The organism is Gemmatimonadaceae bacterium, assembly GCA_020846935.1.
GTDB lineage: Bacteria > Gemmatimonadota > Gemmatimonadetes > Gemmatimonadales > Gemmatimonadaceae > RBC101.
Genome location: JADLCY010000006.1, coordinates 1 through 16,549, shown reverse-complemented (window position 1 = coordinate 16,549; position 16,549 = coordinate 1). Strand labels below are relative to the sequence as shown.

9 protein-coding genes and 6 tRNA genes are annotated in these 16,549 nt (G+C 68.1%); 5 read left to right on the top strand and 10 right to left on the bottom strand.

Translation table 11 applies throughout. The features are described from left to right. Positions 1–77 precede the first annotated feature (77 nt). The gene (locus tag IT361_07620) at positions 78–2,951 is read left to right on the top strand and encodes a UvrD-helicase domain-containing protein (protein MCC6317544.1); all 2,874 of its coding nucleotides are present in this window, start codon (positions 78–80) and stop codon (positions 2,949–2,951) included. On the opposite strand, the gene IT361_07615 is transcribed toward IT361_07620, so the two are convergent. The 3 genes from IT361_07615 to IT361_07605 are packed head-to-tail and all read right to left on the bottom strand — an operon-like array spanning position 2,948 to position 6,833. After that, positions 2,948–5,278, bottom strand: coding sequence for a ribonuclease H-like domain-containing protein (locus IT361_07615; GenBank protein ID MCC6317543.1), 2,331 nt, complete (start codon positions 5,276–5,278; stop codon positions 2,948–2,950). The two genes, IT361_07620 and IT361_07615, sit on opposite strands and share 4 nt — an antisense overlap. A 20-nt stretch (positions 5,279–5,298) precedes the next feature. Continuing rightward, complete coding sequence (locus IT361_07610) at positions 5,299–6,018, bottom strand: DUF72 domain-containing protein (protein MCC6317542.1); 720 nt, start codon at positions 6,016–6,018, stop codon at positions 5,299–5,301. Further along, positions 6,015–6,833, bottom strand: coding sequence for a Ku protein (locus IT361_07605; GenBank protein MCC6317541.1), 819 nt, complete (start codon positions 6,831–6,833; stop codon positions 6,015–6,017). The genes IT361_07610 and IT361_07605 overlap by 4 nt, the downstream gene beginning before the upstream one ends. Positions 6,834–6,993: 160 nt before the next feature. Between IT361_07605 and ligD the strand changes: the two genes are divergently transcribed. The 4 genes from ligD (at position 6,994) to IT361_07585 (ending at position 13,528) form a co-directional block, all read left to right on the top strand. After that, complete coding sequence (gene ligD, locus IT361_07600) at positions 6,994–9,624, top strand: DNA ligase D (protein MCC6317540.1); 2,631 nt, start codon at positions 6,994–6,996, stop codon at positions 9,622–9,624. Positions 9,625–9,670: 46 nt separating this feature from the next. Then, entirely contained in the window at positions 9,671–10,522 is an 852-nt protein-coding gene (locus IT361_07595) for a cation transporter (protein MCC6317539.1), read from the top strand. Between the two features lie 243 nt (positions 10,523–10,765). Then, positions 10,766–11,143 carry a cupredoxin domain-containing protein gene (locus IT361_07590; protein MCC6317538.1) on the top strand — a complete coding sequence of 126 codons (378 nt, stop codon included), beginning with the start codon at positions 10,766–10,768 and terminating at the stop codon, positions 11,141–11,143. Between the two features lie 6 nt (positions 11,144–11,149). Continuing rightward, positions 11,150–13,528, top strand: a complete 2,379-nt coding sequence (locus IT361_07585; protein MCC6317537.1) for a heavy metal translocating P-type ATPase — start codon at positions 11,150–11,152, stop codon at positions 13,526–13,528. Here IT361_07585 and IT361_07580 read toward each other — a convergent pair. The 7 genes from IT361_07580 to IT361_07550 form a co-directional block, all read right to left on the bottom strand. Next, positions 13,512–15,803, bottom strand: a complete 2,292-nt coding sequence (locus tag IT361_07580; GenBank protein MCC6317536.1) for a TonB-dependent receptor — start codon at positions 15,801–15,803, stop codon at positions 13,512–13,514. The two genes, IT361_07585 and IT361_07580, sit on opposite strands and share 17 nt — an antisense overlap. A gap of 62 nt (positions 15,804–15,865) precedes the next feature. After that, positions 15,866–15,938: transfer RNA gene (locus IT361_07575), tRNA-Gly, on the bottom strand. A 105-nt stretch (positions 15,939–16,043) separates the two neighbouring features. Continuing rightward, a tRNA-Thr gene (locus IT361_07570) sits at positions 16,044–16,115 on the bottom strand. 12 nt (positions 16,116–16,127) lie between these two features. After that, positions 16,128–16,209, bottom strand: a tRNA-Leu gene (locus IT361_07565). A gap of 49 nt (positions 16,210–16,258) precedes the next feature. Beyond that, positions 16,259–16,332 (bottom strand) — tRNA-Asp (locus IT361_07560). A 52-nt stretch (positions 16,333–16,384) separates the two neighbouring features. Further along, positions 16,385–16,456 (bottom strand) — tRNA-Glu (locus tag IT361_07555). A gap of 19 nt (positions 16,457–16,475) precedes the next feature. After that, a tRNA-Glu gene (locus IT361_07550) sits at positions 16,476–16,548 on the bottom strand. Between the last annotated feature and the right edge of the window lies 1 nt (position 16,549).

Below are 16,549 nucleotides of genomic sequence, written 5' to 3'. Positions count from 1 at the left end.
AGCGGCCTGGCGCTGTCCGCATCACTGTCGTGGAGCCGTGACCTGCTTCCCTTCCCGCCCCCGTGTAGCTTCCGGCGGTGGCAGCCCCAATTCCCTCCGCCGATCAGCGCCAGGCCATCGAAGCGCCGCTCGGACCCGTGCTGGTGGTCGCCGGGCCCGGAGCGGGCAAGACCTTCTGCCTCATCGAGCGCATCCGCTTCCTGATCAGCCAGCGCGGCTTTGATCCCGAGCGCATCTGCGCCTTCACGTTCACCAACAAAGCCGCCGGAGAGATTGCGCATCGCCTGTCCGGGCTCGGCGAGCGCTCCGGGCTGGTCTGGAGCGGGACGATTCACGCGTTCTGCGCGAAGCTCCTGCGCGATCACGGGGCACAGGTTGGCCTCCGGCGCGGGTTCGGCATTGCCGACGAGGACTATCAGCGCGCCGTGTTCAGTCGCCTCGGTACGCCGTCGCGCTTCCAGAAAGGGCTTCTGTCGCGCATCTCCCAGGCGCGCTTTCAGGGCAAGGCCCTGGGCGACGACGATGCGCGCAAGCTACGCAAGTACGAGCAATACCTCGAACGTCGCAACGTCGTCGACTTTGATACGCTGGTCATCAAGGCCGCCGCCGCCATGGGCCACCCGCAGGTTGGGTCACTCGTCGCCGATCGATTCGACTATGTGCTCGTCGATGAGTTCCAGGATCTGAACCCGGTGCAGTTCGACATCGTGCACGCCCTCGTCAAATCACACGGCAACGTGTTCGGCGTCGGCGACGATGAACAGTCGATCTACTCGTGGGCCGGGGCGGACCCGAAGGTGTTTCTCACCTTCGCCAACACCTTCGGCGTTCATCAGCGGGTCACGCTGCGGGAGAACCGACGCAGCCCGAGTCAGGTCGTCGCGCTGGGGCGGGCGCTCATGAAGCAGAACGCCTCGCTCTTTGACGAGCCACGCGCGGTTGACACGTCGCACACATCGCCGTTCGACGTCGAGGTGCGTCGCTTCAGCAACGACGCCGCCGAGGCCGCCTGGCTGCTCGAGGACATCCAGCGTGATCGCGAGACGCATGCTCTGGGCTGGGGTCAGGTGGCCGTGCTCTATCGCACGAACCCGATGGGGAGCGCGCTCGAAGCCGAGTTCCTGCGCGCCGACGTGCCGTGTCGCATGGCGCAGGGTCGCGCGCTGAGCGACGACCCGGTGGTGGGCTACCTCATCGCGGCGCTCAAGGTGATCGCGCAACCCAACGACGTCGTGCGGGAAGCGGAGTTCATGCGCGTGGTGCTGCCGGGCACCTTGTTCGCCGAGGCGCTCACGCGCGCCGATGCTCGCGACAACGACGTGCTGGCGCAGCTGGAACAGATCGCTCGCGAGCGCCCGAAGGGATCCGAAGATGCCCGCCGCATCCGGCGCGGTCGCGTCGAACTGCAGAACCTCGCGACGCTGGCCCGGCGTCACCATCGGCTGGAACTCCTGGTGCACGAGCTCCTTTCGCAGCGGGTCGGCGAATATCGATCGGTGATCGAGGACCGGCATGATGAGTGGACCGATCCGGCCGCCAACCCGGAAGTCGTGGCGCTCGCCAGCGCGCTCTCCGACGCGATCGCTTGCGGTCGGCCGGTTGCGTTTGCGCCGATGGGTGGCATCGAATACGCGCTGCGCAACATGCTGCGCGCCGCCCAACCGGGGCTCCTGCTCGACCGGCCCCACCCGAGCGGTCCGCTCCTCATCGACCGCGACGCGGTACCATCGCTCGGCGCCGCCCTCGGGCTGTTCAAGGCACTGCAACTCCTGGCGACGCGCGAGTTCACCAACATCTTTGCCGACTTCACCGCGTTTGATATCGAGGCCACGAGCCGCGTGATCGGCGACGCGCGCATCATCGAGCTGGCGGCGGTCCGCGTTCGCAATGGCGCGGTGGTGGATCGCTTCCAGTCGCTGGTGAATCCGGGCACGCCGATCCCGCCGGACTCGACGCGCATTCACCACATCACGGACGCGATGGTGGCGGACGCGCCGAGTTTCGCCGACGTGTGGCCGTCCCTGCGTGACTTCATCGGGCGGGATGTGGTCGTCGCACACAACGGTCACGGCTACGACTTTCCGCTGCTGCGCCGCCACGTGGAAGGCATCGGTGAACCTCTTTCCCTCACGCCCTTCGACAGCCTCCCGCTCGCGCGCGAGCTGCACGCAGGCAGTCGCTCGCTGTCGGAACTCGCTCACGCCTTCGGCATCGACGCCGGCGCCAGCCATCGCGCGCTGGACGACACCGTCGCGCTCGCCCAGGTCTTTCAGCGACTCAACGAGCTCAAGCTCGCAAGAGCGCGCAAGACGGCGCTCACCAACCTGCTCGATCACCTCGCGATCGGGCTCGCGCTCACGCCAGATCGCAGCTCCGAAGGCGTAGCGTTGTTCGACGTCGTGCGCATCTTTGCGTTCGGCAAGTACAGCTCGGCGCTCGAGGCGTACGAGCGCGAGCGCGCCGGCGACGCAGGCTCGCCCGACACGCCGCGACTCATCGACCTGCTCGGCGGGGCTGTGCTCATGGCGAAGGTCCGTGCCGACAAGGACGCAGACTCCCGCTACCCGGAGACGATGGCGCGCCTCCGACGACTCCTCGAAGGCATCGACCCTGCGGCGCCACTCAGCACGCAACTCGAAGGCTTCCTCGAGACGGTCGTGCTGTCCCGATGGGATGGCTCCGAGCCCGACCAGGACCGTGTGAACCTGCTGACGCTGCACGCGACCAAAGGACTCGAGTTCTCCCGTGTTTACCTGGTCGGGGTCGCCGATGATGACCTGCTCCCGGGCGGCAGCGAGCGGCGCTCCGAAGCCGACGTCGACGAGGCGCGACGCCTGCTGTACGTGGGCATGACGCGCACCATCGATCGGCTCGTGCTGACGTGGGCCGAGCAGCGCGGCGACTCGCCGCGCGTCGATCGGCGGTTTCTCGTCGAAATGGGCCTCGCCTAACGCGTTCCCGTCGACAGCACCCGCAGCAGCGGGCGGATCTGCGCGGGATCCCGCACAAAGAGCGAGAGCTGCACCGGGTCGGCGAAGACGGCGGCAAAGTCGTCCGGGGTGAAGGCGCGGGCAAGGCGCGCGGCAAAGGTGTCGCGCAGCTGGCCGACGTAGTGCTCCACATCGTAGTCGCGCGCGTCGGCGTCATCCTCCTCGGGCACGAGCGCGCCGGCGCCCGCGCGGGTGCGGTACACGCGCACGCGTTCGCCGATCCGCCAGGTCGCCCGGCCCGCCGTGATCAGGGCTTCGTACACCAGCTCGCGGCGGCGCTCGCGTGCGCCCTGGTACTGCCCGGGCGTCCTCGTCAGGCGCACCCTCGATGACACCTCGCGCGTCGCGAGCGCCCGGCCGCGCAGCGCGTCGACCGTTTCCAGGTACACGTCGCGCACGCCGGCAACATCCTCGACCAGCAGGCGGGCGAGGGCACGCCGCAGGAACGTCTCACCAAATGGCTCGGCGCGGCTCGATCGGAACGCCACGCCGCGCAGCGTCAGCGTGCCGTCGTAGCCGAGCAGTGCGTAGTTCTTGGGTTCGTGCGAAAGCATGGCGCGGTAGCGCCCCTCGAACTCGAGTTGCACCAGTCGCGGGAAGAGCGCAGCCACTTCGGCAACGACGCGGCGTTCGTCGGCCTCCGTCCACTCAGCCGGCACCGCGAAGTACACGCCGTCGGTGTCGGCCTCCAGCAGGGTGACGCCCCGCGTCGCGAGTTCGCGACACATGAGGTCGAGCGTCTCGCGCCCGCGGCGCGTCACCTCGTTGGCCGCGTCGACGTCCGCAAACCGCGTGAGCCCACCGCCCGCGGCGAGGTACCCGTAGGCCGAGTTCACCACGATCTTCATTGCGGCAGAGGTGGCCTCGTGTGTATGACGCGCCGCGGACCCCGCGGGATGCTGGCGGGCAGCCGCCTTCTCCTGCAGTCGACGCTCGACCAGGCGGTCGACCAGCGTGAGCATTGCGCCGAGGTGATCACGTGCGGGCCCGATGCGCCATGCCCGCATCAACGACGGATAGAGACTCGCGACGTCCGCCTTCACGACGCGCGACGCGACCCCGGTCGCAAACAGGTGGAGCGCTGCGCCCGTGTGCGCGTCGGATCGTCCCTCGCGGTGCGCAGGAAGCGCGGCCCCGGCGCGCAGGTACGCGCGCACGAGCAGCGGGTCGATCACGCCTGTTGCCGCGCCGGCGTCGGCCAGGCGTTCGTAGCGCCTGGGCGCCATGCGGGCGAGGGCAAACGCGGCGCCACCGAGCACCCGGGCCAGCCCCTCCACCTCCTCCACGTCCGCGATGGCGTAGCGCCTGACGAGTGCCGGGTCGCTGCGATAGACCTCGGCGATCCGGTCGCCGCGGATCACCACCCGATCCGGGCCGGCAAGTCCGAAGTGCCTGGCGACGGCCTTGAGGCCGTGGCCGGGCAGGTCGCGCGCCGAGAAGTCGTGGCGCAGGACGGCGTCCATCGTGTCGATCAGTTCGCGTCCGGGCGCGATGAGTCGCGTGCGGCGCCTGGCGTCGTCGCCCGTGGCCCCGCGGCGTGCCGCGCGGGACACGAGGCCCGTGCCGAGCCTGCCTAACGCGAGCCGCACGCCGAGTCGCCGGGCGCGCTGCTCGAGGAATGGCAGGTCGAACCCGTGCAGGTTGTGGTTCTCGATCACGTCCGGGTCGGCCTCGCGCACCGCGGCGACCAGCCGCGCCAGCAGGTCGGCCTCGCCGCGGTCTCCGGGCGCCTGTACCTCCAGGGTCGTGGCCTGTCCCGACGGGTCGCGCACCGCCACCATGAAGATCCGGTGCCGGCGCGCGTCGAGTCCCTCGGTCTCGAGGTCGAGCTGAAGCCGGCGCAGCCGCTCGAACGGCAGGTCGCGAAAGTAGGTGCGCCCCGTGGCAACGAGGTACTGCTCGTCCGGCGGCAGGCTCAGGACACGATCGGCGCCAACGTCGCGCAGCCGGCCCACGCGCTGTCCGACTCGGCGCGACGCGCCCTGCAGCACCTCGTCGCGAAGCACGCGTCCATCGGCGGCGCTCACGAGAAAGCGCAGCTCGCCGGGCCCATCGAGTTCGCGCCATGTCACCGGCGCCTCACCGCCTTCGGGGCCAAGAGTCGATCCGAGGTGGGTGAGATCGTCGAGCCGGTCCAGCAGCAGCCACGGGCGAAAGCGCACGTGCTCCCGATGCAGCGATCCGTCGGCGAGGTCGCGACGCCAGACCCAGGCCCGACCGTCCAGCGTGGCCCACACCGACACGATGCCCGGGGTCTGATCCCAGCCCCAGAGCCACTCGTCCTCGATGGGCAACGCGCGCGCGCCGCTCACTCCCTCGCCGACGCGGGAAGTGCGTCGGTGAAGCCAGCCACCGCCGGTGGCCCCGTGAACGGCGAGTAGTCGTGCTTGAAGAACACGAACGTCTCCCGCCACGGCTCGTCGGCAATGCGACGGGCCCACGTACCTAACGCATTGTCGTCGTAGTCGAACCGGTGGAGCCGTGCGTATCCCCAGTCCGCGGTCGGTATCATCGGGCCCGAGAACTCCTCGCTGTCGCTCACCACGAGCGCGAGGTTGCGGCCGCGCAGCTCTGCGATCACGTCGTCCGAATACCACTCCCCGTTCCGGAACTCGAAGGCAAAGCGACGACCCGCCGGGAGGAGGTCACAGAACCGCTGCAGGCGTGGCAGATCCTTCTTCAGGTTTGGCGGACACTGGAAGAGGATCACGCCCAGCCGGTCGCCCATGACTTCGCAATTGCGCAGCAGGAACTCGAGCGGACTCGCCGCCGACTCCTCCTTGAGTCGCGCGTAGTGCGTGATGCGCTGCGACGCCTTGATGGAGAAGGTGAACCCGGCCGGTACCTGCGATACCCACTCCAGCAGCACCGACTCCCGGGGCAGACGATAGAACGTGTTGTTGATCTCCACCGTCGGGAATCGCGTCCCGTAGTGGCGCAACATGTCATCGTCCCGCAGGTCTTCCGGATAGAACGGGCCCTTCCACTCCTTGAAGGCAAACCCAGACGTGCCGACGAGAACCTTCACGACGCCTTGCGCTCGCCTCCCTCGCCGCCCGTATCCGCGCCGCCCTGCTTCGTAAGGCTCGCCTTGAGCGCTTCCATCAGGTCGATGATCTTGCCGCCGCCGTCCTGCGGCGCCTCGGCGGTGATCTCCTGACCGTCCACCTTGCGGTTGATCGCCTCGAGCACGCGCTCGCGCACCGTGTCCCGGTACTTCTCGGGCTGGAAGTCCTCGTTGGACGTCTGCTCGATGAGCTGCTTGGCCAGCGTGAGCTCCATCGGCTTGATCTCGCCCTCGCCGACCGGCACTTCCGACGTCGAGCGCAGCTCGTCGGCGTAATGGAGCTGCTCCATCACCAGCACGCCGTTGCGCGGCCGGATGAGTATGAGGTGCTGCTGGCCACGCGCCGCGTATTGTCCCAGCGCCGCCTTGCCCGTTTCCTCGAGGGCCTTGGCGAGCAGCCGGTACGCGCGATCGCCGCCCTTGTCCGGACCCACGTAGTACACCTTGTCGAGGTACTCGCGGTCCACGCGGGCCAGCGGCACGAACTCGACGATGTCGATCGTCCCGGTCGCCTTCTCCTCCAGGGCCTTCAGTTCCTCGGGCGTGAACACCACGTACTGGTCCTTCGCGAACTCGTAGCCCTTCACCATCTCCTCACGCGGCACCACCTCGTTGGTCTTCGGGTCGATGTACTGTTGCTTCACTCGCGTGAGCGACTTCTTGGACAGCATGTTGAACGACACGCTCTGCCGCGACTCCGAGGACGAATACACGTTCACCGGAACGGACACGAGGCCGAACGAGATGGTGGCGGTACCGATTGAGCGGGCAGGCATGGTCCGGGCGGTGGGCGATTGGACGGGTGGGGCCGCCGCGCGGTCCCTGGCTCGAGGCAGTGCTTCCAATGTATGGCGTCCCCTCGTCCGGCACCAAAGCCGCTGGGATGATGCGTCGCCCGTGGCCCGACATGGCGTCTCCGGCCCATAGTATTCCCCCATGTCTCCGGACGACGAAACACCGCCACCCGCCGACCACCTCGCCACCTATCGGGCCAAGCGGTCGGCCGACCGCTCACCGGAACCCGTCGGCAGCATTTCGGCGATCCCGGGCCGGCTCTTCGTCGTCCACAAGCACGCCGCGCGTCAGCTGCACTTCGACCTCCGCCTCGAGATGGACGGCGTGTTGCGCTCGTGGGCCGTGCCCCGCGGACCGTCGTATGACCAGGCCGACAAGCGGCTCGCCGTGAAAGTGGAAGACCACCCGCTCGAGTACGCCGACTTCGAGGGTGTGATTCCCGAGGGCAACTACGGCGCAGGCGGCGTCATCGTCTGGGACCGCGGCGAGTGGGTGCCACTCGAGGACTGGCGCGAGGGACTGGAGAAGGGGAAGCTCCTCTTCGAACTCAAGGGCTACAAGCTCAAGGGCAAGTGGACGCTCGTGAAGATCAAGAAGAGCGAGAAGGACTGGCTCTTCATCAAGGAGCGCGACGCGTACCTTCGTTCGCCGGGCGACCAGTTTCCCGAGGAGTCCGTCCTGTCGGGACTCACCGTCGAGGAGGTGAAGACCGGACGCTCCGACGCGAGTGCACTCCGTCGGGAGGTGGAAGGCGCGGCGCGGCCCGGGCCGGTCACGCTCCGCACGGCTGAAGTCATGCTCGCCGAACCGCGTGACGATGCGTTCACGCGCGAGGGCTGGATCTTCGAGCTCAAGATGGACGGCTATCGCATGCTCGCCGCGCGGGACAAGGGCGAGGTGACCCTGATGACGCGCAACGGGAACGACTACACGCGCGTCTTTCCAGAAGTCGCCAGGGCGTTGCGTGCCCTGCCCTTCGAGCAGTTCGTGATGGACGGCGAGATCGTCGCGCTCGACTCCGCGGGACGGCCGAGCTTCTCCCTGTTGCAGAAGCGCGGGAGCCTGACCAGCGAGCCGGACATTCGACGGCTCGCGGTGGAGCTGCCAACGACCTTCTACGTGTTTGACCTCCTCGGGTTCGAACAGATGGACCTGCGCGACCTCACCCTCGTCAGACGCAAGGCGTTCCTGCAGCGCGCGCTCCCGCCGGTCGGCGCCGTACGGTACCTCGAACACATCGAAACGCAGGGCGAAGCCATGCTCGCCCAGGTCGGCACGATGGGCCTCGAGGGCATCGTCGCCAAGCGCGCGGACGCGCCCTACCGCGCCGGGCGCAGCAGCCAGTGGCTCAAGATCAAGGCGCAGAACTCCGGGGATTTCGTGGTCGTCGGGTTCACAGCCCCGCAGGGAAGCCGCACCGGCTTTGGCGCACTGCAACTCGCCGACTACGTGGACGGCGCCCTCGTGTACACCGGTCGCGCGGGCACCGGGTTCACGGACCGGGCGCTGCACGAGATCCACGCCATGCTCACGCCCGACATCCGCGACGCGCCGCCCTGCTTTGGACCCGTGCGTGCACGAGGCGAACCTCCTCTCCCCTCGACGGCGATTCCGGACACCGCCTCCACGACCTGGGTGGAGCCGCGCCACGTCTGCGAGGTGCGATACACCGAGTGGACGCCGGACGGCGTACTGCGCCATCCTGCATTCCTCCGCTTGCGCGACGACAAACGGCCGCACGACTGCGAACGGCAGGACTGGCGCCACGTCGATGGCGGCGCATCGAACGGCGCGGCAGCGACACCGCAGACGACAGCGCCCGACACAACGTCCGATGGTGCGCTCGACCACGATCCGCACCTGCCGCCGCGCGTGGTGTCGCGCGCCGTGAACATCTCCAATCCAAAGAAGGTCTTCTGGCCGGCGGAGAAGTACACCAAGGGCGACCTCATCGAGTACTACCGCGCCATCGCCCCCTGGCTGCTCCCCTACCTGCGCGATCGACCCGTGGTGCTCACCCGATTCCCCGACGGCATCGACGGCAAGTCGTTCTACCAGAAGGATGCACCCGAGTTCGCGCCGGAGTGGATGCGCACGGTGCCCATCTGGAGCAGCGACACCAATCGCTTCATCCAGTACTTCGTCTGTGACGACGTCGATGGCGTCGTGTACCTCGCCAACAGCGGCACGATCCCGCTGCACATCTGGATGAGTCGTGTCGAGTCGCTGGAACGTCCCGACTGGTGCGTGATCGACCTCGACCCCAAGGATGCCCCGTTCTCCGACGTCGTGAAGACGGCGCTGGTCCTGCATCGTCTCTGTGGTGAGCTGGGGCTGCCGGACTACATCAAGACCACCGGCAAGACCGGCCTGCACATCATGATCCCCCTCGGCCTGCAATGCACGTACGAGCAGAGCCGCACCCTCGGCGAGCTGCTGGCGCGGCTCGTCATCCGCGAGCTGGGTGACATCACGACCATCACGCGTCACGTCACACGCCGCGGCGACAAGGTGTACCTCGATTACCTGCAGAACCGCCATGGGCAGCTCATCGTCTCTCCCTTCAGCGTGCGACCCCTCCCCGGCGCAACCGTGTCCATGCCCCTCACCTGGGACGAGGTCAACCAGGATCTCGACCCTCGACGCTACACCATCCGAACGGCGGTCGATCGCATGACCACGCTCGGTGCCGACCCCGTGCGCGCCGTCATCGACCAGAAGGTGGACCTGGCGGCCGTGATGACTCGCCTCGCCACCCTGTTGACTGCCTGACGTGAAGGCTCCCACCGCCAACCCCGGCACGTCGACCGAACGCGGCATCCGCTCCGCCAAAGCCGGGATGCTCGTCAACGCGACCCTCGCCATCGTCAAGCTCGTCGCGGGCATCGTCGGCAACAGCTACGCCCTCGTCGCCGATGCCGTCGAGTCCACCGCCGACATTCTCGGCTCGCTCATCGTCTGGGGTGGCTTGCGCGTGGCCAGTCGCGAACCCGACGACGTCTATCCCTTCGGGTACGGTCGCGCCGAAACGCTCGCTGGCGCGGTCGTCGCGATCATGCTCGTCGGGGCCGCGATCGGCATTGGGATCGAATCCATTCGCGAGATCCGCACCCCACATTCGACGCCGGCGCCGTGGACGCTGCTGGTCCTCGTGCTCGTCGTCATCGCCAAGTGGGCCCTCTCGCGGCGCGTGCAGTCCGTGGCCACCGACATCGGCTCGAGTGCCGTCGCGGCCGATGCCTGGCATCATTTGTCCGATGCGATCACGTCGACCGCCGCGTTCGTGGGGATCGCCATCGCCGTGGGCGGTGGTCCTGGATGGGAGTCGGCCGATGACTGGGCCGCACTCATCGCGTCCGGAGTGATCCTCGCCAATGGCGTCCACCTGCTGCTTCGCTCATCCGGTGAACTGATGGACCGCACGCCAGACGGCGGCGTGGTCGACCGCGTGCGGACCGTTGCCGGCAGCGTCCAGGGCGTTCGCGCCATCGAGAAGCTCGCCCTGCGAAAGAGCGGCCTGCATCTCCGCCTGACGATTCACGTCCAGGCCGACCCCGCGATGTCTCTCCACGACGCACACATTCTCGGCGGCACCGTCAAGTCCGCCATCCGGGCAGCGATCCCGGCCGTGCAGTCGGTCCTGGTGCATATGGAGCCGTTCGAAGAGTAGGCGTCGCTGATGTCTCTCCACGACGCACACATCTTCGGCGGTCCCGTCAAGTCCGCCATCGGGCAGCGATCCCGGCCGTCCAGTCCGTCCTGGTGCACCTGCGGCCCTTCGACGAGGAGGTCTTTCCGGCGTACCGATTCCTCCAACTGGGCGTCCCCGCCGACCCACGCACCACGGGAGTCTTGCATACACCCCCCGGGTATGCTAATATACCCCCATAGGGTATAAAGGAACGGAGGAATCATGAGCAGCGCTGAATGGGCGATCGCGTTCGCCGGTATCGCGGTGATCGCCTGGATCAACTGGTACTTCTTCTTCTCGCACGCACCGGCCGTGGCCACCGTGGGAACGTCCGCCGGCCCGGCGGAGGTGCGCATCGTGGTCGATGGCGGCTACGAGCCGGCCACGGTTCGAGTGAAGGCGGGGCAGTCAGTCCGCCTCGTCTTCGAGCGTCGCGATCGTTCGAGCTGCTCCGAGGAAGTCGTCTTTCCGGACTTTGCGATTCGGAAGTTCCTGCCCACCGGCGAGGACACGAGCGTGCAGGTCACGCCGCCGAAGGCGGGTACCTACGAGTTCATGTGCGGCATGAGCATGCTGCGCGGACGCCTGGTCGCGGAGTAGCGAGCCATGACGATCACCACGCGGGTGCCTGACGAGACGCAACCGAACGCATCGCGCACTCTTCGCATTCCGGTGACCGGGATGACGTGCGCGGCCTGCCAGGCGCGCGTGCAACGCGCGCTCGAGAAACAGCCCGGCGTCGCGATGGCCAACGTGAACTTCATGATGCACGACGCCACGGTCACGTACGACCCGGCGACCGTGTCGCCCGAGCGTCTGGTCGACACGATCCGCGGCACGGGGTACGGCGCCGAGCTGGCCGCGCCGGGACGCACCGCGTTTGATGAGCAGGCCGCCCGCGACGCGGCGCAGGATGAGGAATACCATGACCTGCGACGCAAGGCGCTCGTGGCCGGCATCGTCGGTGCCGTGGCGATGGTCGTCTCCATGCCATTGATGTCAGGCGCGGCTGGTGCACACAGCGCCATATCGGATCCGGTGATGCGGTGGGCGAATGCTGTGCTCGATCCGCTGCTTCGCCGCGCCCTCCCGTTCCTCTACGCCGTTCCTCCGGGCGTGCTTTCGTGGGCGATGCTGGCCGCGACGGCGGCGATCATGTGGTGGGTCGGCCGCGACTTCTACACCCGGGCCTGGTCCGCCTTCCGGCATCGCGCCGCGGACATGAACACGCTCATCGCCGTCGGGACGGGCGCCGCGTTCCTGTATTCGGTGTTCGCGACCGTGGCGCCGCAGTTCTTTCTCTCGCGTGGGCTCGCCCCCGACGTCTACTACGAAGCGGTGATCATCATCATCGCGCTGATCCGCACCGGCAGCGCCTTCGAGGCGCGCGCCAAGCGACAGACGTCCGCCTCGCTGCGAGCACTCGTTGAGCTGCAACCCCGAACGGCGCGCGTCGCTCGCGGCGACCGCGAACTGGATCTTCCGATCGAAGACGTTCGGCAGGGTGACGTCGTGGTCGTGCGGCCGGGTGAACGCATTCCGGTCGACGGTGAGGTAGCGAACGGCGAAAGCGCCGTCGATGAATCGATGCTCACCGGTGAAGCGATGCCGGTGACCAAGCGCGCGGGTGACCGCGTCATCGGCGGCACAATCAACCGCACGGGCGCCTTCCGCTTTCGCGCGACCACGCTCGGCGCCGACAGCGTCCTTTCGCGCATCGTGCAGCTCATGCGCGAGGCCCAGGGGTCGAGAGCGCCGATCCAGCGGCTCGCGGATCGCATCAGCGCGATCTTCGTCCCGGTCGTGCTCTCGATTGCGGTCGCGACCTTCGTGTTGTGGTTCATCGCCGCGGACTCGGCGCCCGGCGTGCGCGCGTTTGCCGCCGCCGTGGCCGTGCTGATCATTGCCTGCCCGTGTGCCATGGGCCTCGCGGTACCCACCGCCGTCATGGTTGCCACGGGGCGCGGGGCAGAACTGGGCGTGCTCATCAAGGGAGGTGAAGCGCTGCAGCGTGCGGGTGACCTGCACACCATCGTGCTCGACAAGACCGGCACCGTCACCGAGGGTCGGCCCGCGGTGACCGACGTCGTGTCCACGGGCTCACTTGCCGAACCGGACCTGCTCCGGCTCGCCGCAGCGCTCGAGTCGGTCAGCGAACACCCGCTCGCCGAGGCGATCGTGCAGCGAGCGCGCGACGCAGGCGTTGAGGTGAGGGCGCCCGAGCACTTCGAGTCCGTGACAGGACGTGGGGCGATGGGGATCGTGGAGGGACGCGGCATCGCCATCGGCAACGAAGCCCTGATGGCCGACCACGCGGTCGACGTGTCTGTGGTGCAGCAGCGCGCGACGGTGCTGGCCGAGCGTGGCCGCACGCCGGTTTATGTGGCGATCGACGGCGCCCTGGCCGGGCTCCTGGCGATCGCCGACCCGATCAAGCCGACGTCGCGCGAAGCGATCGCGCGTTTCCACGCGATGCACCTGGACGTGGTCATGCTCACTGGCGACAACATTCGCACAGCCGAAGCGGTGGCGCGCGAAGCTGGCATCGATCGCGTCGTGGCAGGCGTGCTCCCACAGGGCAAGGTAGACGAGATCCGGCGCCTGCAGGCCAGCGGTCGCGTCGTGGCCATGGTCGGCGACGGGATCAACGATGCACCGGCGCTCGCCCAGGCAGACATCGGCATGGCCATCGGCACCGGCACCGACATCGCGGTCGAGGCGGGCGACGTGGTGCTTATGCGCGGGGACCTGCGAAGCGCCGTCGAGGCGGTCGCGCTCTCGCGACAAACGATGCGCACCATGAAGCAGAACCTGTTCTGGGCCTTCATCTACAATGTGGTCGGCATTCCGGTCGCGGCCGGCGTGCTCTACCCGGCGTTTGGCCTGCTGCTGAGCCCGATCCTCGCGAGCGCCGCGATGGCGTTCAGCTCGGTCAGCGTAGTCACCAACAGCCTGAGGCTCCGGCGGGTCAGAATACGAGCCTGACGCCGCCGTTCATGGTGAACCCGGCGAGGTCTGTCCACGCATCCGTGGTCCAGCGCCCCCCGGGGCCTCGCGAGGGCAGCAGCAGGGGGTCGTAGCGGGTCTGCCGCACGTTGGTGAGGTTCTCGAAGTTGATGAACAGGCGCGCGGTGGCGGCCCCCACCGTCACCGCGCGCTCGCCAAGCACGCCGACGATGACATAGGGCCGGCTCATGGCGCGATACGGATTGCGGTGCAAGGCCTGGCGTCCGGTGTGATAGACCTCGAGCCCGACGCGGCTCCGCCCCTCCTGCTCAACCGACGCGACCAACCCCGCGGCATGACGCGGCGTCAGCGGCACTTCCCGGCGCGGGCACCCGCGTGCGTGGCTCACGTCGACATCGCACTCCCGCGAGCGCAGGTAGGTGTACGTCGCGGTCACGCGCAGCGCCGGCGCATCGTCATCGGCGCCGAGCGGGCGCACGAGGCGACCGAGTAACTCGCCGCCCCAGGTGTGCGTCGGGCCGCCGGCATTCACGAGTTGGAATCGATCCACGGCGCCGGCGGGCGCGTCGAGGACCTGGAGCGGACGTCGCACGCGTGAACCAAATGCGGTCGCCTGCAGCTCGATGCGACCGCGCGTCAGCGCGATCGGCCCGCCCACGTCGAACGACGCGCTCACCACACGCTCAGCCACCAGGCCGCTGAGCGGAACGAGCGCGGAAAGTCCGGTCACCTCGGTCTCGTCCGTGAACGGCGTCGGCGCAAAGCTGCCGAGCCCGGCCGAGGCGCGCGTCGACCACCCGGCCAGCATGCCGTCGGCCGGTCGCCGGGCGAGCAGCGACGCCCGCGGGTTCACCGCGGTCCCGTACACGTTATGCGCGTCGACCCTGGCACTCGTGGAGACGACGAGCCAGGACGCCGCGTCCACATCGACCTGCGCAAAGACGGCCGGTATCGTGAACGTGTAGTCGAACATGGGAAGCCGCCGGGAACGATAGGCATCCTGCTGCCACGCCACACCACCAACCCAGGTGGCGGCCCCTCGCGGTACGGCGACCGAGGCCTCCCCGAATGCCGTGCGATGCACGTCGTCCTCGCGCACCGGGCCAAACGTGTGCTCGTGCCGCTGGCGCATCGCCGACCCGCGCAGGGTGACAATCGCGCCGTGCCAGGCGCTCGTCGAGTCGCGCACGAGCCATCGCGCCAGCGCGCCGGCGTCCGCGCGGCGCGTCCGCAGGCCTTCAGCGAACGGACGTCCGTCGGGAGCCACACGTCCGTCGCGCGTGCCGCCATCGCGACCCTCGCCGGTGAAGCCAGCGGTGACAAACGCCGTGCGCCCCGCGCCGTCGTCGAAGTACCCCCGCGGCCGCACCACGACGCGCCGGTAGCCGGGTACGTCGATCCAGGCATCGTCGTCCACGTCCTGCGCGAGCTGCCGATGCATGCCGGCAAGCAATGTGTAGCCGATGCGCTCGGTGAGTGGCGCCGAGACAAAGACCACCCCGTCCGTGCCGCCGCGGGACGTCTGGTTGACGAGCAAGGTCCGGGACGCCTGCTCCTCCGGTCGCCTGGAGATGAGGTTGACCACACCACCCGAGGCTCCCGGCCCGTAGAGCGAAGACGCGGCGCCCTTGATCACCTCGACGCGACCGAGGTCCACCGGAGGCACCTGGAGGAGGCCAAGCCCTCCGGCCTGCCCGCCGTAGAGTGGCAGTCCGTCGGCAAGCAGCAGCGAGTAGCGGCCCAGCAGTCCCTGCATTCTGACGTTGGCGCCGCCCAGAGACGGATTGGTCACCTGCACGCGGAGGCCGGCAGTTTCGTTCAGCATCATCGCAATGTCGCCCGGCGTCATCGAGACCTTCTCGGCGACTTCCTCCTCGTCGATGACCTCGACGCGCAGCGGCAGGTCTTCCACGCGGCGTTCGTTGCGGGTGGCGCTCACGAGGATCGCCTCCATTTCGGCGACCGCAGCCTCGAACGCCACGCGGATGGTTGTGTCTGCTCCGGCCAGGAGCGAGAGCGTGAGGGCGTGGGGTTGGAACCCGATTCGCGAAACCACCAGGTGGTGTGATCCGGCAGGGAGCACCAGCCGCGCCTCTCCTGCACTGTCAGTCTGCGTCGCGAGGCGCCCCGCGCGCACGAGTGCGTCCGCTACGGGTGCGCCCTCGTGCGTCACGCGCACGCGAAGGCGCGCGGTGGAGTCAGGGCGCTGCGCGGGCGCCGATCTCGCGAATACAAGGGACAGCCCAACCAGGAGAAAAGCGTTGACGAGCGGAAGCATGAGGGCAGGCAACACGGGGCGTGCACGCCGGAAATGAGAACGCCCGGTCCAGATGGACCGGGCGCGGGCACGGCGAGAGCGGGCGATGGGACTCGAACCCACGACGTCCAGCTTGGGAAGCTGGCATTCTACCAACTGAATTACGCCCGCAAGGACCGGAAAGGTATCGGGCGGCCGGTGGGGAAGAAAGGCGCGTCGCTGGGCGGAGTGCCAAGACAAAAGGCCCGCCAATGCAATGGCGAGCCTTGCCTTCAGAGCCAGCGGTCAGGATTGAACTGACGACCGCCCGATTACGAATCGGGTGCTCTACCACTGAGCTACGCTGGCAGACCTGCTGAGTGCCCAAGAGCGGACTCGAACCGCTACGCCTTTCGGCACCACCCCCTCAAGATGGCGTGTCTACCAATTTCACCACTTGGGCATGCACCGCGGTGAAGTGTCGGCCACTTCACGTCCTGCTGTATGACCTACGGGGCTGACGGGGCTCGAACCCGCGACCTCCGGTGTGACAGACCGGCACTCTAACCTGCTGAGCTACAGCCCCAATGTGCTTCCAACTCCACGATTCCGCCTGGCGCCAAGGAGCAGCGACCAGATGACCCCAAGGGGAATCGAACCCCTCTCTGCACCGTGAAAGGGTGCCGTCCTAGCCGATAGACGATGGGGCCGGATCCACCTCACCAACCATAGCGGTAACGGGATTCGAACCCGTGTTCCAGCCTTGAGAGGGCTGTGTCCTAGTCCCCTAGACGATACCGCCT